Source organism: Paraburkholderia sp. 22098, from assembly GCF_052045935.1.
Taxonomy (GTDB): Bacteria; Pseudomonadota; Gammaproteobacteria; order Burkholderiales; family Burkholderiaceae; genus Paraburkholderia; species Paraburkholderia caledonica.
In genome coordinates, this window is sequence record NZ_JBQEPV010000003.1 from 200,090 (window position 1) to 219,909 (window position 19,820).

Below are 19,820 nucleotides of genomic sequence, written 5' to 3' on the forward strand. Positions count from 1 at the left end.
ATTGCGGGCTCAGCTCTGACGTTCGAGCACGGCGGCGAAAAAGCCGTCGGTCGCGTGGCGGTGCGGCCAGAGCGACAGGTAATCGCCCATTTCGAGATCGATGCGCTGCTCGGCCAGCACCTCGCGCGCGGGGACGAGCGCAAAGTCCGGATGATCTGCGAGGAACTGCTGGACGACCGCTTCGTTTTCCGCTTCCAGGATCGAGCAGGTCGCATACACGAGGCGACCGCCCTTTTTCACCAGACGCGCCGCGCTCGCCAGAATCGACGCCTGCTTGGGCGCGAGTTCGGCGACCGACTCCGGCGACTGGCGCCATTTCAGGTCGGGGTTGCGGCGCAGCGTGCCCAAACCGCTGCAGGGCGCGTCGACCAGCACGCGGTCGATCTTGCCGGCGAGCCGCTTGATCTTGGCGTCGTGTTCACTGTCGATCAGTACCGGATTCACGTTCGACAAACCGCTGCGCGCAAGTCGCGGCTTGAGCTTGGCGAGACGCCGCTCGGAGATGTCGAACGCATAGAGACGCCCGGTGGAGCGCATCGCCGCGCCCAGCGCCAGAGTCTTGCCGCCCGCGCCCGCGCAGAAGTCGACGATCATCTCGCCGCGCTTGGGCGCCACCAGCGAGCACAGCAACTGGCTGCCTTCGTCCTGCACCTCGACCCAACCGTGCTGGAACGCGTCGAGTTTGGTGAGCGGCGGCTTGCCCACTACCCGCACGCCGAACGGCGCGAACGGCGTTGCGCCGGCTTCGATACCGGCTTTCGAGAGCGCGTTCAGTACGTCGTCGCGGCTCGCCTTGATCGGGTTCGCGCGCAGATCCAAAGGCGCCGAGTAGTTCAACGCGGCGGCCAGTTGAGCCAGTTCGGCTGGTTCAAAACGCTTCGCGAGCGCCTGATAGATCCAGTCGGGCAGGTTCAGGCGAATCCGCAGCGGCAAGCTTTCCGGATCGATCATCGCGACGTGTTCGAGCCATTTCGACTCCGAGTCGGACACGAACGGCTTGAGCGCCGTGCGGCCGGCCGTCTGCATCAGGCCGAGCAAGGCCATGCGGCGGGCGGGGCTGCCCGCGCCGCTTTCGGCAAGGTGCGCAAACTCCATCCGGCGACGCAGCACTGCGAAAACCGCCTCGGCAATCACGCCGCGCTCGCCGTGCCCGAGCTTCGGATGCGCACGAAAAAAACGGCTCGTGGTAGCGTCGGCAGGACCGTTCAGTCGAAGGACTTCGGCCAGCAAAGTCTCAGTTTGTCCAATCAGAAAACCATGTAATCTCATGCGCCCTCTCCGGCGGTGTGACCGGCAAAGAGCCATTGCGGCTCCGGCGGCGTAAGCGTGACGCGCAGGCCATCCAGAGCGAGACGCCCTTCGACGAACCAGCGCACCGCGCGTGGATAAATAATGTGTTCAGTTGCAAGCACGCGCTCGGCGAGCGTGGCTGGCGTATCGCCAGCCTCGACGGGCACCGCCGACTGCGCGACGATGGGCCCGTGATCGAGCTGCGAAGTAACGAAATGCACCGACGCGCCGTGCAGGCGCACGCCGGCGTCGAGCGCCTGCTGATGCGTTTTCAGTCCCGGAAAGCTCGGCAGCAGCGACGGGTGCACGTTCAACATGCGCCCCGCATAACGGTCGACGAAACCGTCTGTCAGCACGCGCATAAAGCCTGCGAGCGCTACCAGATCGGGCGAGAAACGATCGATTTGTTCAGCGAGCGCGGAGTCGAAGCTGTCGCGATCGGGAAACTGGCGGTGATCGACCACCGCCGTGGCAATGCCGTGCGACGCCGCGAACGCAAGGCCCGCGGCATCCGGACGGTTGGCAATCACGGCAGCGACCTGCGCCGGCCAGCCTTCGTCCGAGCAGGCTCGAACGATAGCTTCCATGTTGCTTCCCCGCCCTGAAATCAGGATGACGAGTTTTTTCATGCGCGGATTTTATCATTCGAGGGCACCCAAACCGCGACGCGCCGCCGTCCCATGCGCCGAGCGTTTATAATCATTTGTTTTGCGGCACCTCGCCCGCTCTATCCCGACGCGCTATCGTGAGAGTCTTCCGCGGTCTTCCCAATGCTGAAAGCCGTGCGCCCTGCGCACTGACCATCGGCAACTTCGACGGTGTCCACCGCGGCCATCAGGCTTTGCTCGCGCACGTGCGCGCGGCGGCCGACGCGCGCGGCCTGCCCGTCTGCGTGATGACCTTCGAGCCGCACCCACGCGAGTTCTTCAATCCCGCTGGCGCGCCGCCGCGCATCGCGATGCTGCGCGACAAGCTGGAGGCGCTGCGCACCAACGGTGTGGACCGCGTCGTCGTAGAGCACTTCAATCACACATTCGCGAGCCAGTCGCCGGATGCGTTCGTCGAACGGATCATCGTCAACGGGCTGCACGCGCGCTGGGTGATGATCGGCGACGACTTCCGCTACGGCACAAAGCGCGCGGGCGACTTCGCGTCGCTGAAAGCCGCGGGCCAGCACTACGGTTTCGAAGTCGAGCAAATGGCAACGGTCGCCGATCCGTCCGGCGCGCGTATATCCAGTTCAGGCGTGCGCGCCGCGCTGGTGGCCGGCGATCTCGACGCGGCGCGCGCCGCGCTGGGCCGCGATTATCTGATCAGCGGTCACGTCGTGCACGGCATGAAGCTCGGTCGCGATCTCGGCTTCCCCACGCTAAACCTGCCGATCGCGCACAAGCGTCCGGCGCTCGCGGGCATTTTCGTCGTGCGCGTGCATGGCGTGGCGGACGAACCGCTGCCGGGGGTCGCGAGCCTCGGCCTGCGTCCGACCGTCGACGATTCCGGCCGCGTGCTGCTCGAAGTGCATCTGCTCGACTGGCACGGCGACGCATACGGCAAGCTCGTGCGCGTCGAATTCCTGAAGAAGCTGCGCGACGAGGAAAAGTACGTCGACCTCGAAACGCTCACGGCCGCCATCGCGCGCGACGTCGCCAACGCGCGCGCGTGGTTCGCGGCCGTCGGCGCCGGTTCGCCGGGCAGCCGTTCCACCGGTTTCGCCACGTCGGCCACCGACCGAATTAGATAGCCGCCGCGGTCCATGCGCGCTGATTGCCGCAAGGACCGCCGCTCTCGCGCATCGAAAGGCGTCCGTGCATCGCGCGACATGCCTGCCGGGCGCGCCCCACGCTCTCGCGCATCGTGCGCAACCCGCGCCACGCTGCGCTTATAAAGAATTCACCGCGACCACATCATGAGCAACAAGAAAGCCGATTCGAAACCGCCGTCACGTTATCCCGTGAACCTGCTCGACACGCCGTTCCCGATGCGCGGCGATCTGCCCAAGCGCGAGCCGCAATGGGTCAAGGAATGGCAGGAACGCAAGGTCTACGAGAAGATCCGCGCCGCCAGCAAGGGCCGCAAGAAATTCATCCTGCACGACGGCCCTCCGTATGCGAACGGCGACATTCACCTCGGGCACGCGGTGAACAAGATTCTAAAGGACATGATCGTCAAGGCGCGCAACATGGCGGGCTTCGACGCGGTCTATGTGCCGGGTTGGGACTGCCACGGCATGCCGATCGAAATCCAGATCGAAAAGCAGTTCGGCAAGTCGCTGCCCGCCGCCGAAGTGATGCAGAAGGCGCGTGCCTATGCGACCGAGCAGATCGAAAAGCAGAAGGTCGGCTTCCGTCGTCTGGGCGTGCTCGGCGAGTGGGACAACCCGTACAAGACGATGAACTTCGCAAACGAAGCCGGAGAAATCCGCGCACTCGCGAAGATCATGGAAAAGGGCTACGTGTTCCGCGGCCTGAAGCCGGTCAACTGGTGTTTCGACTGCGGCTCGGCGCTCGCTGAAGCAGAAGTCGAGTACAAGGACAAGACCGATCCGACCATCGACGTGCTGTTCAGCTTTGCCGAGCCGGAAAAGACCGCGCAGGCGTTCGGCCTCGCCGCGCTGCCGCGCAACGAAGGCGGCATCGTGATCTGGACCACCACGCCGTGGACGATCCCCGCGAACCAGGCGCTGAACCTGCATCCGGAAATCGTCTACGCGCTCGTCGACACGCCGCGCGGCCTGCTGATCCTCGCCGAAGAACGCGTCGAAGCATGTCTGAACGCATACGGCCTGGAAGGCTCGGTCGTCGCGACCACGCCCGGCGCGAAGCTCGTCAATCTGCGCTTCAACCATCCGCTCGCGTCCGCTCATCCCGGCTACAAGCGGACGGCACCGGTCTACCTGGGCGACTACGTCACGACCGAAACCGGCACGGGCGTCGTGCATTCGTCGCCGGCCTATGGCGTGGAAGACTTCGTGTCCTGCAAGGCTCACGGCATGGCCGATTCCGACATCATCAATCCGGTGATGGGCGACGGCCGTTACATCGAATCGCTCGCGCTATTCGGCGGCCTGTCGATCTGGGCGGCCAATCCGCAGATCGTAGAAGCGCTGCAAGGCGCCGGGTCGCTGCTGCGCACCGAGAAGTACACGCACAGCTATATGCACTGCTGGCGCCACAAGACGCCGATCATCTACCGCGCCACGTCGCAATGGTTCGCAGGCATGGACGTGAAGCCGAACGATACCGACAAGACTCTGCGCGAAACCGCACTCGAAGGCATCGAAAACACGGCGTTTTATCCGTCGTGGGGCAAGCAGCGCCTTTTCAGCATGATCGCGAACCGTCCCGACTGGACACTGTCGCGTCAGCGCCAATGGGGCGTGCCGATGGCCTTCTTCGTGCACAAGGAAACCGGCGAACTGCATCCGCGTACGCTGGAGTTGCTCGAGGAAGTCGCGAAGCGCGTCGAAGAGGCCGGTATCGAAGCCTGGCAAACACTCGACCCGCGCGAATTGATCGGCGACGACGCGAACATGTACGAAAAGAACCGCGACACGCTCGACGTGTGGTTCGATTCCGGCACCACGCATTGGCACGTGCTGCGCGGCTCGCATAAAGACGAGCTGCAATTCCCGGCCGACCTGTATCTGGAAGGCTCGGACCAGCATCGCGGCTGGTTCCACTCGTCGCTTTTGACCGCGTCGATGCTCGACGGCCGTCCGCCGTACAACGCGCTGCTCACGCACGGCTTCACCGTCGACGGCGAAGGCCGCAAGATGAGCAAGTCGCTCGGCAATGGTATCGATCCGCACGAAGTGGCGAACCGGCTCGGCGCAGAAATCATCCGCTTGTGGATCGCTTCGACCGATTACTCGGGCGAACTCGCTATCTCCGAAGAAATCCTGAAGCGCGTGACCGAAGGCTATCGCCGCATTCGCAACACGCTGCGCTTCCTGCTCGCGAATCTGTCGGACTTCGACTTCGAGAAAAACGCGCGCCCTGTTGAAGACTGGCTCGAGATTGACCGCTACGCGGTGGCGCTGTCGGCGAATCTGCAAAACGACATCCTCTCGCATTACGACAAGTACGAGTTCCACCCGGTCGTCGCCAAGCTGCAAACGTTCTGCTCCGAAGACCTCGGCGGCTTCTACCTGGACGTGCTGAAGGACCGCCTTTACACCACCGCTGCGGATTCCGTCGCGCGCCGCTCGGCTCAGACCGCGTTGTATCACATCGCGCAAGGCCTGCTGCGTCTGATGGCGCCGTTCCTGTCGTTCACAGCCGAAGAAGCGTGGAAGGTGTTCCAGCCGAAGAGCGAGACCATTTTCACCGAGACGTACCACGCGTTCCCGGCGGTGCCGGACGCCGGCGCGCTGCTCGACAAATGGACTTTGTTGCGCGCTGCGCGCGGCGACGTGACGAAGGCGCTGGAAGAAGCGCGCGTTGCGAACCTGATCGGCTCGTCGCTCCAGGCGGAAGTGGAAATCCGCGCGAGCGGCGCACGTTACGACGCGCTGAAAAGCCTCGGCGACGACCTGAAGTTCGTGCTGATCACGTCGGCTGCGAGCGTCGTCAAGGTCGAAAACGAAGCGGAAGAAGGCGTCGAAGTGATCACGTCGAAATATCTGAAATGCGAGCGCTGCTGGCACTATCGCGCGGACGTGGGCGCGGACGCCGAACACCCCACGCTGTGCGGCCGCTGTGTCAGCAACCTGTTCGGCAACGGTGAAGCGAGGAGCGCGGCATAATGGCGAGAACCATGGCGAAAACCACATCGAAAGCTTCCGCCGGAAACAGTTCGCTGGCGCCTTGGCTGGGCGTTGCGCTGATCGTGATCCTGTTCGATCAGTTGACCAAAATCGCGGTGCAGAAGGTGTTTGCCTATGGCGTCGCGCATGAGGTCACGTCGTTCTTCAACCTGATTCTCGTGTACAACCGCGGCGCCGCATTCAGCTTCCTCGCAATGGCTGGCGGCTGGCAACGCTGGGCGTTCACCGCACTCGGCGTGGTCGCCGCGCTGGTGATCTGCTATCTGCTCAAGCGCCACGGCGGCCAAAAAATGTTTTGCACGGCGCTTGCGTTGATACTCGGCGGCGCGCTCGGCAATGTGATCGACCGGCTCGCGTACGGCCACGTGATCGACTTCCTGGATTTCCACGTGCGCGCGTGGCACTGGCCGGCGTTCAACCTGGCCGACAGCGCGATCACGGTCGGCGCGATCCTGCTCGTAGTCGACGAGTTGCGGCGCGTACGCGGCTCGCGTTAAGGTCGGCTCAACAAGGTCGCCTCACCGCGCGAGGCCGTGGTCGGCTTTCGACCGCTCGCCTCGCGCCAGAAGTCCGCTTTGACGGCCGGCAACGGTGTAAGCGCGCCGCGCTCGGCCACCACGCTTTGTCGGAGGCTTTCGTTGGCAACCGCAGAACTCGCAGGGAAACACCTCGTCCTCGGCATGACGGGCGGCATTGCCTGCTACAAGATCGCCGAACTCACGCGCCTGCTGACCAAGGCCGGCGCAACCGTGCAGGTCGTCATGACCGAAGCGGCCACGCAGTTCATCACCCCGGTGACCATGCAGGCGCTGTCTGGCCGGCCCGTCTACACGAGCCAGTGGGACGCGCGTATTGCGAACAACATGGCGCATATCGATCTGTCGCGCGAAGCCGACGCAATTGTGATCGCGCCCGCCTCCACCGACTTCCTCGCCAAACTCGCACACGGCATGGCCGATGACCTGCTCGCTACGCTGTGCGTCGCGCGCGATTGTCCGCTGCTCGTCGTGCCCGCGATGAACCGGCAGATGTGGCAAAACCCGGCCACGCAGCGCAACGTCGCACAGTTGCGCGCGGACGGAATCGAAGTGCTGGGGCCGGACTCCGGTCCTCAGGCTTGCGGCGAAATTGGCGACGGCCGCATGCTCGAAGCCGCGGCAACCTACGAGGCGATCGCGTCGTTCTTCGCGCCGAAAATTCTGTCCGGCCGGCGCGTGTTGCTGACCGCCGGGCCGACGTTCGAACCGCTGGATCCGGTGCGCGGCATTACCAACCGGTCGAGTGGCAAGATGGGATTCGCGCTGGCCCGCGCCGCGCAACAGGCGGGCGCCGACGTGCACCTCGTGGCCGGTCCTGTCGCGCTCGAAACGCCGTGGGGCGTGTTCCGCGAAGACGTGCAAACCGCCCAGCAGATGCACGATGCCGTGATGCGCGCGGTGACAGATGCGGACATTTTCATCGGCGTAGCCGCGGTCGCTGACTGGCGCGTCGATCACCCCAGCGACCACAAGATCAAGAAAAGCGCGGATCGCGCGCTGCCCACTTTTTCGTTCGTCGAAAATCCGGACATTCTGGCCTCGGTCGCGAAGTTGCCGCACCCGCCGTTCACCGTCGGCTTCGCTGCGGAAAGCGGCGATCTCGAAGTGCATGGCGAGGAAAAACGCCTGCGCAAAAACGTGCCGCTTCTGATCGGCAATCTCGGGCCGCTCACATTCGGAATGGACGATAACGAGGTCATCCTGTTCGAAGCAGGCGGCGCAACCAGGCTGCCGCGCGCCGACAAGCAGACGCTCGCGCGCGCGCTGATCGCGGAAATCGCGAAGCGTCTGCCCGACACGAGTTTGATTCGCTGACCCGGCGGTCCGGCGCCGGCACGCAGTCGCCGCAAGCAACGCGGCGAAGCGAATGACCCATCTGGAGCACACTGACATGACGCTACTTTCCGTGCTCGATCAAACGCCCGTCATTTCAGGGCACTCGGTGGCGGATGCGATTGCCGCCACGGTAGAACTCGCGCAACTCGCTGACGATCTCGGCTACACGCGCTACTGGTGCGCTGAGCATCACGGCTTGCGCGGCGTGTCGAACCCCTGCCCCGAAGTAATGCTCGCGCGCCTTGGCAGCGTCACGCGACGCATCCGGCTGGGCTCCGGCGGCATCATGCTGCCGTACTACAGCCCGTTCAAGGTCGCCGAGCAATTCATGATGCTGGAGGCGCTGTTCCCTAACCGCATCGATCTCGGCGTAGGGCGCGCGCCCGGCGGCGACATGCGCACCGCCCAGGCGGTTGCCGCGGGCGACTACAACCGCGGCGAAATCTTCCCGCAACAGGTGGCCGATCTGTTCGGCGTGATGCACGGCACGCTGCCTGCTGATCACGTCGCGCGAGGCGTACTGCTGCAACCGCAAGTTGCCACGCGTCCGCAACTGTGGATGCTCGGTTCAAGCGAATTCGGCGGGTTGCTCGCAGCGCAGCTCGGAATCCGCTTCGCATTCGCGCATTTCATCAACGCCCATTTCGGGCATCAGGTCGCGCATGCGTATCGCGAGCGTTTTAAGCCGAGCGAGGAAACGCAGCAATCGTATCTGGCCGCCGCCGTGTTCGTGATTTGCGCGGACACCGAACAGGAGGCTGCTGATCTGGCAAAAGCCGTCGACCTGCGTCGCGTGCAAATGGCTTATGGTTTGAACGAACCGATCCCGAATATCGAACAGGGCGTCGCGCAGGAGTATGGCGAGCGCGAAAGACTGGTGATCGACCGTGAGAAGCCGCGCAGTATCATCGGCACGCCGGAAGTCGTGACCGAGCGCCTCCATGCGTTGCAGGAACAATTCCAGGCCGACGAGCTGATCGTGCTTACCGTCGCAGGCAGCTATCGCGCGCGCTTGCGTTCCTATGAACTCCTGGCCGAAGCGTTCGATCTCGGGCGCCCGGCTTCAACTTCTTAAACCTTCTAACCTGCATGAAACTCGACCTGAAGATTCTCGATGCGCGCATGCGCGACCAGCTTCCTGCCTACGCGACGAGCGGTAGCGCGGGGCTCGACTTGCGCGCGTGTCTGAAAGAGCCGTTGACGCTCAAACCCGGCGAAACCGCCCTCGTGCCGACCGGGCTCGCGATACACGTGGGCGACCCCGGCTATGCCGCACTGATCCTGCCGCGCTCGGGTCTTGGACATAAGCACGGAATCGTGCTCGGCAATCTGGTCGGCCTGATCGATTCCGATTATCAAGGCGAACTGATGATCTCGACATGGAACCGCGGCGAGACCACGTTCGTGCTCAATCCGATGGAGCGTCTCGCGCAACTCGTGATCGTGCCGGTCGTGCAGGCCCAATTCAATATCGTCGATGACTTCGAGCAAAGCGCGCGCGGCGCAGGCGGCTTCGGCAGCACCGGCAAGCACTGAACTGAACCGGCGCAAATGAAAACGGCGTGGACCTTGCGGTCCACGCCGTTTTTTCTGTGACGAGTACGCTCGACGCTTACTCGACTTCGACCGCTTCCGGATTCGGATTGCGCGGCGCCGGATGCTCGTCGAAGGTCAACTGGACCTTGTCTTCCGCATCGACGTCGACCGAAACACGGCCGCCGCTCATCAGCTTGCCGAACAGCAGCTCGTCGGCCAGCGCACGACGAATCGTGTCCTGAATCAGACGCTGCATTGGCCGCGCGCCCATCAACGGATCGAAACCGTGCTTCGCGAGGTGCTTGCGCAACGCGTCGGTGAAGAGCGCATCGACCTTCTTCTCGTGCAACTGATCTTCCAGTTGCATCAGGAACTTGTCGACCACGCGCATGATGATTTCTTCATCGAGCGCACGGAAACTGATCGTCGCGTCCAGACGGTTACGGAACTCCGGCGTGAACATGCGCTTGATGTCGACCATTTCGTCGCCGGTTTCCCGACGATTCGTGAAGCCGATCACCGACTTGCCCATTGCCTCGGCGCCCGCATTCGTCGTCATGATGATGATGACGTTACGGAAATCCGCCTTGCGGCCGTTGTTGTCCGTCAGCGTGCCGTGGTCCATGACCTGCAGCAGCACGTTGTAAATGTCCGGATGCGCCTTCTCGATTTCGTCGAGCAGCAGCACGCAGTGCGGCTTCTTGGTGACAGCCTCGGTCAACAGGCCGCCCTGGTCGAAACCGACATAGCCCGGAGGCGCACCGATCAAACGGCTGACCGCGTGACGTTCCATGTACTCGGACATGTCAAAGCGGATCAACTCGATACCGAGCGTGAACGCCAACTGCTTGGCCACTTCTGTCTTGCCGACGCCCGTGGGACCGGAGAACAGGAACGCGCCGATCGGCTTATCCAGCTTGCCGAGACCCGCACGCGCCATCTTGATTGCGGCCGACAGCGCGTCGATAGCCGGGTCTTGCCCGAACACCACGCTCTTCAGATCGCGATCCAGCGTTTGCAGCTTGCTCCGATCGTCTTGCGACACGCTTTGCGGCGGGACGCGAGCGATCTTCGAGATGATTTCCTCGATCTCGTTCTTGCCGATCGTCTTCTTCTGCTTCGACTTCGGCAGGATGCGTTGCGCCGCACCGGCTTCGTCGATCACGTCGATCGCCTTGTCCGGCAAATGACGATCCGTGATGAAGCGTGCCGACAATTCCGCTGCCGCCGACAGCGCGCCCGACGAATACTTCACGCCGTGATGCTCTTCGAAACGCGACTTCAGGCCGCGCAGAATCGCCACCGTCTGTTCGACAGACGGCTCAGTCACGTCGACCTTCTGGAAACGGCGCGACAATGCCGCGTCTTTTTCGAAGATGCCGCGATATTCGGTGAACGTGGTCGCGCCGATGCACTTGAGCGTACCCGACGACAACGCCGGCTTCAGCAGGTTGGACGCGTCCAGCGTACCGCCCGACGCGGCGCCAGCGCCGATCAGCGTATGAATTTCGTCGATGAAAAGAATTGCGTGCGGGCGTTCCTTCAATTCCTTCAGGACCGTCTTCAGGCGTTGCTCGAAATCGCCGCGATACTTGGTACCGGCCAGCAGCGCGCCCATGTCGAGCGAATACACCTGAGCGTCGGCCAGAATATCCGGCACTTCGCCGCGCGTAATTCGCCACGCCAGACCTTCGGCGATCGCCGTCTTGCCGACGCCCGCCTCGCCGACTAGCAGCGGATTGTTCTTGCGGCGGCGGCACAGCACCTGGACCACGCGCTCCACTTCCGACTCGCGCCCGATCAGCGGATCGATGCGACCGTCTTTCGCCATCTGATTCAGATTCTGCGTGAACTGGGCGAGCGGAGTTTCTTTCTGCGCGGCGGCTTCGTCAGACTCGGCATTCGCGTCGCTCGCTTTCGCGGCGTCGGTGCTGCTCGTCTTGGCGATGCCGTGCGAGATGAAATTGACCACGTCCAGACGTGTCACGCCCTGCTGTTGCAGGTAGTAGACCGCATGCGAGTCCTTCTCGCCGAAGATCGCAACCAGCACGTTCGCGCCGGTCACTTCCTTCTTGCCATTCGAGGTGGACTGAACATGCATGATCGCGCGCTGAATCACACGCTGGAAACCCAGTGTGGGCTGCGTGTCGACGTCGTCCGTGCCGGGCACGGTAGGCGTGTTGTCATGAATGAAGTTGCGCAGGTTCTGGCGCAGATCCTCGATATTGGCCGCGCATGCACGCAACACTTCCGCCGCTGTCGGATTGTCCAACAGTGCCAGCAAAAGATGTTCGACCGTTATGAACTCGTGCCGCGCCTGGCGTGCTTCCATGAACGCCATGTGCAGGCTGACTTCCAGTTCCTGGGCAATCATGCTTCCTCCATCACACACTGCAGCGGATGCCCGGCCTGCCGTGCGTGGGTAACGACTTGCTCGACTTTGGTCGACGCGATGTCCCGCGTATAGACCCCACAAACTCCCCTGCCCTCGCGATGCACCTTCAACATAACCTGTGTTGCGGTTTCACGATCTCTATTGAAATATTCCTGCACGATCATCACGACAAATTCCATTGGCGTGAAGTCGTCATTCAGCAGCACCACCTTGTACATGGATGGCGGCTTGAGCTTTTTCTCCTGCCGCTCCAGTACGGTGCCGTCCTGCTTGTCCGGGATAATCGCCATACACCCATTCTAAACATCTAGGACAGGCCCGCAATCCTGTCAAAACCCGGCCAACCGGCCGGTTCACCCGAACGCCGCCGCCCGGCGGAAACTCACCGCCTGCATGCGCCATTCGACGAGCCGATTGCGGAGCCGGCCCCCTATCCAGATCATGCGTCGCGGCCGTGCTGCGCCGCAGTCGGATCGAGTATCGCACAACCTGCCGGAGCTAGCTGACCGCCACTCGTTCGCCCATCTCGCGGCGAGCGACCCGCAGAACAGCAAGTGAGTCGATTATGCGACTTTTCAAGACGCCCCGCTTGCGCAACCGCACATAACAAAAGCGGGAAAAACCCTGGAAACCGCCTATTGGCAACGCGTGTAACCCCGTCTCAAAATTTTCTTGACACTCGAATAAAGAGCCTCAACAATCAAGCTGGCACTTTTTTCACTGCGCCAAATTCGAAAAAATGCCGATGGTGAGCTTGTGAGGAGGGAGCGGCTGCATCGCGCGGTCGTCGAGCTTTTCGAGGGCTCGTGGTAGTGACATGAGTTACAGGGGAAGTTGGAATGGCAACTGGTACGGTCAAATGGTTCAATGACGCAAAAGGTTTCGGATTCATCACGCCTGACGAAGGTGGTGAGGATCTGTTTGCACACTTCTCGGCCATCCAGATGAATGGGTTCAAGACCCTCAAGGAAGGCCAAAAAGTGACCTTCGAGGTCGTGCAAGGCCCGAAAGGCAAGCAGGCATCGAACATCCAGGCACCCGCCTGACACCTGTTCGGTACCCGTCCTTTTGAAACCCGGCTTCGCGCCGGGTTTCTTTTTGGGCGACGCTTTCTGTTAATTCGAGGTCCGTTGCAAATACATCGACGTCCCAAATAACGGGCAGATGATCATTCCGGCTCCCACTGTGCCTCGCCTCGTGTCATCGCGCGCTCCGTTTTCAGCCGGTACACGTCAGTAACGAGACCTCATACCGCCCAACTGGCGTAAAAAAACCCGGCCGCCTCTGAAGCGCAACCGGGTTTCCTCGCGATGCCGGTCAGGCGGCTCGCCACGCGCCGCTTACATGTTTTCGATCATCACCTGACCAAAACCCGAGCACGAGACCTGCGTCGCGCCTTCCATCAGACGCGCGAAGTCGTAAGTGACCCGCTTTTGCAGAATGGACGTTTCCATCGACTTGATGATCAGATCCGCCGCTTCCAGCCAGCCGATATGGCGCAGCATCATTTCCGCGGAAAGAATCTCCGAGCCCGGATTCACGTAGTCCTTGCCCGCGTATTTCGGCGCCGTGCCATGGGTGGCCTCGAACATTGCGACCGAATCCGACATATTCGCGCCCGGCGCGATGCCGATTCCGCCGACCTGCGCGGCCAGCGCGTCCGACACGTAGTCGCCGTTCAGATTGAGCGTCGCGATCACGTCGTATTCGGCGGGGCGCAACAGGATCTGCTGCAGGAACGCGTCGGCGATCACGTCCTTCACGACGATGTCGCCGCCCGTTTTCGGGTTCTTGACCTTCATCCACGGACCGCCGTCGATCAGCTCGGCGTTGAACTCCTTCTGCGCGAGCGCATAGCCGTAGTCACGGAAGGCGCCTTCCGTGTACTTCATGATGTTGCCTTTGTGCACGAGCGTGACCGAGCGGCGATCGTTGTCGATTGCATACTGGATCGCCTTGCGCACGAGGCGCTCCGTGCCCTCGCGCGACACCGGCTTGATACCGATTCCCGATGTGTCGGGGAAGCGGATCTTCTTCACGCCCATCTCTTCCTTCAGGAATTTGATGACCTTTTTCGCCTCTTCAGATTCGGCCGGCCATTCGATACCCGCGTAGATGTCTTCCGAGTTCTCGCGGAAGATCACCATGTTGGTTTTCTCCGGCTCGCGCACGGGCGAAGGCACGCCCTTGAAGTACTGAACCGGACGCAAGCACACGTACAGGTCGAGTTCCTGACGCAGCGCGACGTTCAGCGAGCGGATGCCGCCGCCGACAGGCGTGGTGAGCGGCCCCTTGATCGACACGACATATTCCTTCAGCACCTGAAGCGTTTCTTCCGGCAGCCACACGTCCGGACCGTAGACCTTGGTCGACTTCTCGCCCGCGTAGATTTCCATCCAGTGGATCTTCTTTTTGCCCGCGTAGGCTTTTTCCACGGCGGCGTTCACGACCTTGATCATGACCGGCGTAATGTCGACACCGGTGCCGTCGCCTTCGATAAACGGAATGATCGGCTGGTCGGACACGTTGAGCGAGAAATCCGCATTGACGGTGATCTTGTCACCACCGGTCGGAACGTTGATGTGCTGATACGGCATGATCGGACTCCAGTGAAGGCTGTGCTGAAAGCTGATGGGAGACTGCGAAAATGGGCGCTCCTCGCTACGCGCAATGCCGGACGCCCGCAAGCGGCCTGGCCGTTATTCTAGCCCACGCGGGCGCTGCACCGAGGCGAGAGCGGCTCGGGGTTTTCCAACATGAAGCGCCCACGACCGCCATGGCCGAACGTCGTGTCTTACATAGGACTCAGCGCTTTCGGACACGCGCTATGCTTTATGATCGCGCCATCGACTACAGGCCCGGGCGTGTTCTGTTTTGCGCATCGGCGCTTCACGCCGCGACGGGCGTCGCACGACTCCATCATTCTTATGCGCCTTCTCGCCCTGAACAAGCCGTTTGGCACGATCTGCCAGTTTTCCGCGCACGAGACGCGCGCTTCGCTGGCCGACTGGGTGAAGGTGCCCGGCGTCTATCCAGCCGGGCGTCTCGACTCGGACAGCGAGGGCCTTCTGCTTCTCACCGACGACGGCGCGCTGCAAGCGCGTATCGCCGAACCGCGTCATAAGCTCGTCAAGCGCTATTGGGCGCAAGTGGAAGGCGCCGTCGATTCCGTCGCGTTGAAAAAGCTCGCGCGCGGCGTCGATCTGGGCGACTACGTGACGCAGCCCTGCCGCGCCGACTATGTCGAACCGCCCGATACGCTTTGGGCCCGCACGCCGCCGATCCGCTACCGCGCCGCCATTCCCACCACGTGGATCGAGTTGTCGATCACCGAGGGCAAGAATCGCCAGGTGCGCCGCATGACGGCCGCGGTCGGCTTTCCGACGCTGCGTCTCGTGCGCGTCGGCATCGGCGCGCTCGATATTTTTTCGCTTGGTCTGCAGCCGGGAGAAAGCCTCGATCTGCCGCTGAAAGCACCTTGGGAAGGCTACGCCTGAATCGCTAAGTCATTGTCAGCGTGAGCAAAACGGCGCGTGAAACTCGCGAGTGAAAAACCGTGAAACACCGGCATTCGCGCGACTCGTCGAAAGCCTGGTTCACCTCAACGTCCCACATCGAAACTTTCCGGAAAATTTACGTCAACCGGTGCGCGAGCTCACGCGTTATTCGACGCAGATGCCGCTCTAAGCCGTCCGGCATTCAGCCTTAAGGGCCTTTGTACAAGCCGCATGTGCGGTCCGTGCGGGCAGTCTGAGCGCTAGGCGGGCGCGTCGAAAATTTGTTCGACGCACCTGTCAACCGAAAGGTGGATGGCACGTTTACCGACATGACTCAAACATAACCGGGTCATTTGGTTAATTTACTAAAGCTGAGGATTTGCAAAATGAACAAACTGATCGCCGCTCTGGTCGCTGGCCTCTTCGCAACGGCAGCATTCGCACAAGCTTCGGCACCGGCAGCAGCTTCGGCAGCTCCGGCAGCTGCTGCTTCGTCGGCTAAGAAGACCACGAAGCACGCTCACAAGAAGTCGCACAAGAAGGCAGCAGCAGCTGCTGCAGCTTCGGGCGCTTCGGAGTAAGTTTGTTGTAAAGACGCAGTCAAGAACTAGCTTCATTGCCGTTCTTACGGCGTTGAAAGGCAGATCACCGCAAGGCGATCTGCCTTTTTGTTTTTGACGCGCTCGCGTAACATTCCCCGGTTAATTTCAGCAAGGAGTCATGCCGTGCGATTTTCCATGCGCTCGTTGGTGGCGCGTTTCGCCGTTGCCGCAATCCTGCCGTTCGCGGCGGTGTCGGCGGTGTCGTTTGCCGCTCTGAATGCGGCCCCCGCTCATGCGCAGCAAATGCCGGCCGGCGCGAAACAGCCTGGCGAATTTCCGCGCGCGAAGCTCACCGCCGGCATGTTCGTGATCGACGCGGCCGTCGCCGCCAACGACGCGGATCGCGAGCAAGGTCTGATGTACCGCACGAACCTGGCGCCGAACGAAGGCATGCTGTTCGTCTTCAACGAGAATGCCGTGCATTGCTTCTGGATGAAGAACACGTTGATCCCGTTGTCGATTGCATTTATCAGAGCCGACGGGACCGTGACCGACATCGACGAAATGCAGGCGGAGACGACCAACAACCACTGCCCGAAGAATAACGGTGTCTACGCGCTCGAGATGAGCAAGGGCTGGTTCACGTCGAAGGGTATCAAGCCCGGAATGAAGATTCAGGGGCTGCCGGCTGCGCAGTAACCAGCGCAACTGTCGCACGAGTTTGCGCGGCAGTTCGCGGGTCGGTCATCGCGCAGTGCTCCGCCGCGAACATCGCCCCGTTTCGCAGCGGCAGCGCGCCTGAAAAGCCAGCCGCTTTCGCCAGATCGACCACCATGAAGCCGTCGCCTTTCCAAAGGCGGCGGCTTTTGTCATTCTTGCCGCGCACTCCCTGTCATTCTTGCATCGCGGCACCGCCGCCCCCTCCCCGCCCGGCCAGCCCTCGCCTGGCAAGATTCCTGCAAAAGACGGGCCGACGCGCTATCCTAGTATTCTTAGCAATGCAGCATCCCGCGGTCCGGGCGGCACAGACTGCCGCCCGCCAACCGTTTCAGGCGCGCTATTCCAAGGAGGTTCACGTGCCCCGCAAGACTCCCATCGAGCGCTACCGGAATATCGGCATCAGCGCTCACATCGATGCCGGCAAAACCACCACCACCGAACGCATCCTGTTCTACACCGGCGTGACCCACAAGATCGGTGAGGTTCACGACGGTGCGGCGACGATGGACTGGATGGAACAGGAGCAGGAGCGCGGCATCACGATTACGTCGGCAGCCACCACCGCCTTCTGGAAAGGTATGGCCGGCAACTATCCCGAGCATCGGATCAACATCATCGATACGCCGGGGCACGTCGACTTCACGATTGAAGTCGAGCGCTCCATGCGCGTGCTCGACGGCGCCTGCATGGTCTACGACTCGGTGGGCGGCGTGCAGCCGCAATCTGAAACCGTCTGGCGTCAGGCGAACAAGTACAAGGTGCCGCGCATCGCGTTCGTCAACAAGATGGACCGCGTCGGCGCAGACTTTTTCCGCGTGCAGCGGCAGATCGGCGAGCGGCTGAAGGGCGTCGCCGTGCCGATCCAGATTCCAATCGGCGCGGAAGAACACTTCCAGGGCGTGGTCGATCTCGTCAAAATGAAGGCGATTTTCTGGGACGAAGAAAACCAGGGCATCAAGTTCGAATACCGCGACATTCCGGCGGAGCTCGCTGACACCGCGAAGGAATGGCACGACAAGATGGTCGAGGCCGCCGCCGAGGCGAACGAAGAACTGCTCGATAAATACCTGGGCGGCGAAACGCTGACCGAAGAGGAAATCAAGCACGGCATTCGCGCGCGTTGCATCGCCAACGAGATCGTGCCGATGCTGTGCGGCAGCGCGTTCAAGAACAAGGGCGTGCAGGCAATGCTCGACGCGGTGATCGACTATCTGCCGTCGCCGGTCGACGTGCCCGCGATTACCGGTCACGACGAACACGACAAGGAAATCGAGCGCCACCCGAACGACACCGATCCGTTCTCGGCACTCGCCTTCAAGATCATGACCGACCCGTTCGTCGGCCAGCTGATTTTCTTCCGCGTGTATTCGGGCGTCGTGAATTCGGGCGACACGGTCTACAACGCGATCAAGGAAAAGAAGGAACGTCTCGGCCGCATTCTGCAAATGCACGCGAACGAGCGCAAGGAAATCAAGGAAGTGTACGCGGGCGATATCGCTGCGGCCGTCGGCCTGAAAGAAGCGACTACCGGCGACACGCTGTGCGATCCGAACAACGTGATCATCCTCGAAAAGATGATCTTCCCCGAGCCCGTGATCTCGCAGGCCGTGGAGCCGAAGACCAAGGTCGACCAGGAAAAGATGGGCATCGCGCTCAACCGTCTTGCGCAGGAAGATCCTTCGTTCCGCGTGCAAACGGACGAGGAATCCGGCCAGACGATCATTTCCGGCATGGGCGAGCTGCACCTCGAAATTCTCGTCGATCGTATGAAGCGTGAGTTCGGCGTGGAAGCGACCGTCGGCAAGCCGCAGGTCGCCTACCGCGAAACGGTGCGCAACAAGGTCGAGGACGTCGAGGGCAAGTTCGTCAAGCAATCGGGTGGCCGCGGTCAGTACGGCCACGCGGTGGTGACGCTCGAGCCGGCGCCGCAGGGTAAGGGCTACGAGTTCGTCGACGCGATCAAGGGCGGCGTGATTCCGCGCGAATACATTCCGGCGGTGGACAAGGGCATCCAGGAAACGCTGAAGGCCGGCGTGCTCGCGGGCTATCCGGTGGTCGACGTGAAAGTGACGTTGACCTTCGGTTCGTACCACGACGTCGACTCGAACGAAAACGCGTTCCGCATGGCCGGCTCGATGGCGTTCAAGGAAGCAATGCGCAAGGCGAAGCCCGTGCTGCTCGAGCCGATGATGGCCGTCGAGGTGGAAACGCCCGAAGACTTCATGGGCAATGTGATGGGCGATCTGTCGAGCCGCCGCGGCCTCGTGCAAGGCATGGAAGACATTGCGGGCGGCGGCGGCAAGCTGGTGCGCGCCGAAGTGCCGCTCGCGGAAATGTTCGGCTACTCCACGTCGCTGCGCTCGGCCACGCAAGGCCGCGCTACCTACACGATGGAGTTCAAGCACTATGCTGAAACCCCGAGCAACGTCGCCGAAGCCGTGATCAACGCGAAGCACAAGTAGGCGCTTGCGCTAATGAAACAAGCCTGCGTGCCGCAGCATGGCCACTCAGGCTGACCGGCCAAAGCCCGTCCTTCATGGACGGGCTTTTGTTTCGTCCACGAAGACGCAGGCGGTCCCTCGCCCCACGGACGTTTTTTAACGTGTAAAAATGCCAAACGGCGCCGCGGCCCTTTCCACGACGAATGTCAAACGCAAGCCACGAGGAGACATGCGATGAGCCAGGATCACGAACATCCGCATTACAGCGACGAGCGCGACAAGAAGGAGGTCGCACCCGTCGATTGGCGCGAGCACGGCGTCAAGGTGATTCGGGGCGATCAGCTCGACACCAACACCGCGCAAACGCCAGGCATGAATCGCGCGGCCGCGATCAATGCCGCACGCGTAGGCGCGCAGAAAATCTGGGCCGGCACGGTGACCATCCATCCGAATGCGAAGACCGGCGCTCACCATCACGGCGCGCTCGAAAGCGTGATCTATGTGGTGCGCGGCCAGGCGCGGATGCGTTGGGGTGAGCATCTGGAGTTCACCGCCGAAGCCGGTCCTGGCGACTTCATCTTCGTGCCGCCGTATGTGCCGCATCAGGAAATCAATGCGAGCACCGACGATCCGCTCGAATGCGTGCTCGTGCGCAGCGACAACGAAGCGGTCGTGGTCAATCTGAATATCGACGCAGTCGAACAACCGGAAGCGGTGTATTGGGTCGATCCGATTCACAAACATCCGCACGATCACTAAT

The 19,820-nt window shown here is 62.0% G+C and carries 17 protein-coding genes; 12 read left to right on the forward strand and 5 right to left on the reverse strand.

The window, feature by feature from the left end:
- Positions 1-9: 9 nt before the first annotated feature.
- Positions 10-1,269 carry an RsmB/NOP family class I SAM-dependent RNA methyltransferase gene (locus tag ACTJLB_RS07595; protein WP_440782940.1) on the reverse strand — a complete coding sequence of 420 codons (1,260 nt, stop codon included), beginning with the start codon at positions 1,267-1,269 and terminating at the stop codon, positions 10-12.
- Complete coding sequence (gene purN / locus ACTJLB_RS07600) at positions 1,266-1,919, reverse strand: phosphoribosylglycinamide formyltransferase (protein ID WP_131317013.1); 654 nt, start codon at positions 1,917-1,919, stop codon at positions 1,266-1,268. The genes ACTJLB_RS07595 and purN overlap by 4 nt, the downstream gene beginning before the upstream one ends.
- Before the next feature lie 116 nt (positions 1,920-2,035).
- Here purN and ACTJLB_RS07605 point away from each other — a divergent pair, with 116 nt between their 5' ends.
- From ACTJLB_RS07605 to dut, 6 genes are all read left to right on the forward strand, one after another.
- The gene (locus tag ACTJLB_RS07605) at positions 2,036-3,031 is read left to right on the forward strand and encodes a bifunctional riboflavin kinase/FAD synthetase (protein ID WP_020069117.1); all 996 of its coding nucleotides are present in this window, start codon (positions 2,036-2,038) and stop codon (positions 3,029-3,031) included.
- Positions 3,032-3,196: 165 nt separating this feature from the next.
- Positions 3,197-6,034: an isoleucine--tRNA ligase gene (gene ileS / locus ACTJLB_RS07610; protein ID WP_440782941.1), complete on the forward strand. Its 2,838-nt coding sequence runs from the start codon at positions 3,197-3,199 to the stop codon at positions 6,032-6,034.
- Positions 6,035-6,045: 11 nt separating this feature from the next.
- Positions 6,046-6,552 carry a signal peptidase II gene (gene lspA, locus ACTJLB_RS07615; protein WP_251031403.1) on the forward strand — a complete coding sequence of 169 codons (507 nt, stop codon included), beginning with the start codon at positions 6,046-6,048 and terminating at the stop codon, positions 6,550-6,552.
- A gap of 141 nt (positions 6,553-6,693) precedes the next feature.
- The gene (gene coaBC, locus ACTJLB_RS07620; RefSeq protein ID WP_440782942.1) at positions 6,694-7,908 is read left to right on the forward strand and encodes a bifunctional phosphopantothenoylcysteine decarboxylase/phosphopantothenate--cysteine ligase CoaBC; all 1,215 of its coding nucleotides are present in this window, start codon (positions 6,694-6,696) and stop codon (positions 7,906-7,908) included.
- Positions 7,909-7,984: 76 nt separating this feature from the next.
- Entirely contained in the window at positions 7,985-9,004 is a 1,020-nt protein-coding gene (locus tag ACTJLB_RS07625; protein ID WP_440782943.1) for an LLM class flavin-dependent oxidoreductase, read from the forward strand.
- 14 nt (positions 9,005-9,018) lie between these two features.
- Positions 9,019-9,465, forward strand: a complete 447-nt coding sequence (gene dut / locus ACTJLB_RS07630; RefSeq protein ID WP_440782944.1) for a dUTP diphosphatase — start codon at positions 9,019-9,021, stop codon at positions 9,463-9,465.
- 76 nt (positions 9,466-9,541) lie between these two features.
- Here dut and clpA read toward each other — a convergent pair whose 3' ends face one another.
- The gene (clpA, locus tag ACTJLB_RS07635; RefSeq protein ID WP_020069123.1) at positions 9,542-11,839 is read right to left on the reverse strand and encodes an ATP-dependent Clp protease ATP-binding subunit ClpA; all 2,298 of its coding nucleotides are present in this window, start codon (positions 11,837-11,839) and stop codon (positions 9,542-9,544) included.
- A complete protein-coding gene (gene clpS / locus ACTJLB_RS07640; RefSeq protein ID WP_440782946.1) occupies positions 11,836-12,150 on the reverse strand; it encodes an ATP-dependent Clp protease adapter ClpS in 315 nt (104 codons plus the stop codon). The genes clpA and clpS overlap by 4 nt, the downstream gene beginning before the upstream one ends.
- 549 nt (positions 12,151-12,699) lie before the next feature.
- Between clpS and ACTJLB_RS07645 the strand changes: the two genes are divergently transcribed.
- Positions 12,700-12,906: a cold-shock protein gene (locus tag ACTJLB_RS07645; RefSeq protein WP_007180614.1), complete on the forward strand. Its 207-nt coding sequence runs from the start codon at positions 12,700-12,702 to the stop codon at positions 12,904-12,906.
- 294 nt (positions 12,907-13,200) lie between these two features.
- On the opposite strand, the gene icd is transcribed toward ACTJLB_RS07645, so the two are convergent.
- Positions 13,201-14,457, reverse strand: coding sequence for an NADP-dependent isocitrate dehydrogenase (gene icd, locus ACTJLB_RS07650; protein WP_204522353.1), 1,257 nt, complete (start codon positions 14,455-14,457; stop codon positions 13,201-13,203).
- Between the two features lie 330 nt (positions 14,458-14,787).
- Between icd and ACTJLB_RS07655 the strand changes: the two genes are divergently transcribed.
- The 5 genes from ACTJLB_RS07655 (at position 14,788) to ACTJLB_RS07675 (ending at position 19,819) form a co-directional block, all read left to right on the forward strand.
- Positions 14,788-15,357 (forward strand): pseudouridine synthase, encoded by a 570-nt coding sequence (locus ACTJLB_RS07655; protein ID WP_027804814.1) that lies wholly within the window; start codon positions 14,788-14,790, stop codon positions 15,355-15,357.
- A gap of 386 nt (positions 15,358-15,743) precedes the next feature.
- Positions 15,744-15,938: a hypothetical protein gene (locus tag ACTJLB_RS07660; RefSeq protein ID WP_011489640.1), complete on the forward strand. Its 195-nt coding sequence runs from the start codon at positions 15,744-15,746 to the stop codon at positions 15,936-15,938.
- A 144-nt stretch (positions 15,939-16,082) separates the two neighbouring features.
- The gene (locus ACTJLB_RS07665; protein WP_027804815.1) at positions 16,083-16,598 is read left to right on the forward strand and encodes a DUF192 domain-containing protein; all 516 of its coding nucleotides are present in this window, start codon (positions 16,083-16,085) and stop codon (positions 16,596-16,598) included.
- A gap of 377 nt (positions 16,599-16,975) precedes the next feature.
- Positions 16,976-19,081 (forward strand): elongation factor G, encoded by a 2,106-nt coding sequence (fusA, locus tag ACTJLB_RS07670; protein WP_027804816.1) that lies wholly within the window; start codon positions 16,976-16,978, stop codon positions 19,079-19,081.
- Positions 19,082-19,294: 213 nt separating this feature from the next.
- Complete coding sequence (locus tag ACTJLB_RS07675; RefSeq protein ID WP_440782947.1) at positions 19,295-19,819, forward strand: cupin domain-containing protein; 525 nt, start codon at positions 19,295-19,297, stop codon at positions 19,817-19,819.
- Position 19,820: the final 1 nt, after the last annotated feature.

Coding starts and splice junctions, on each gene's coding strand:
- ACTJLB_RS07595 (WP_440782940.1), bottom strand. CDS start 1,269: ATGAGATTACATGGTTTTCTGATTGGACAAACTGAGACTTTGCTGGCC.
- purN (WP_131317013.1), bottom strand. CDS start 1,919: ATGAAAAAACTCGTCATCCTGATTTCAGGGCGGGGAAGCAACATGGAA.
- ileS (WP_440782941.1), top strand. CDS start 3,197: ATGAGCAACAAGAAAGCCGATTCGAAACCGCCGTCACGTTATCCCGTG.
- lspA (WP_251031403.1), top strand. CDS start 6,046: ATGGCGAAAACCACATCGAAAGCTTCCGCCGGAAACAGTTCGCTGGCG.
- ACTJLB_RS07625 (WP_440782943.1), top strand. CDS start 7,985: ATGACGCTACTTTCCGTGCTCGATCAAACGCCCGTCATTTCAGGGCAC.
- dut (WP_440782944.1), top strand. CDS start 9,019: ATGAAACTCGACCTGAAGATTCTCGATGCGCGCATGCGCGACCAGCTT.
- clpA (WP_020069123.1), bottom strand. CDS start 11,839: ATGATTGCCCAGGAACTGGAAGTCAGCCTGCACATGGCGTTCATGGAA.
- clpS (WP_440782946.1), bottom strand. CDS start 12,150: ATGGCGATTATCCCGGACAAGCAGGACGGCACCGTACTGGAGCGGCAG.
- ACTJLB_RS07645 (WP_007180614.1), top strand. CDS start 12,700: ATGGCAACTGGTACGGTCAAATGGTTCAATGACGCAAAAGGTTTCGGA.
- icd (WP_204522353.1), bottom strand. CDS start 14,457: ATGCCGTATCAGCACATCAACGTTCCGACCGGTGGTGACAAGATCACC.
- ACTJLB_RS07655 (WP_027804814.1), top strand. CDS start 14,788: ATGCGCCTTCTCGCCCTGAACAAGCCGTTTGGCACGATCTGCCAGTTT.
- ACTJLB_RS07660 (WP_011489640.1), top strand. CDS start 15,744: ATGAACAAACTGATCGCCGCTCTGGTCGCTGGCCTCTTCGCAACGGCA.
- ACTJLB_RS07675 (WP_440782947.1), top strand. CDS start 19,295: ATGAGCCAGGATCACGAACATCCGCATTACAGCGACGAGCGCGACAAG.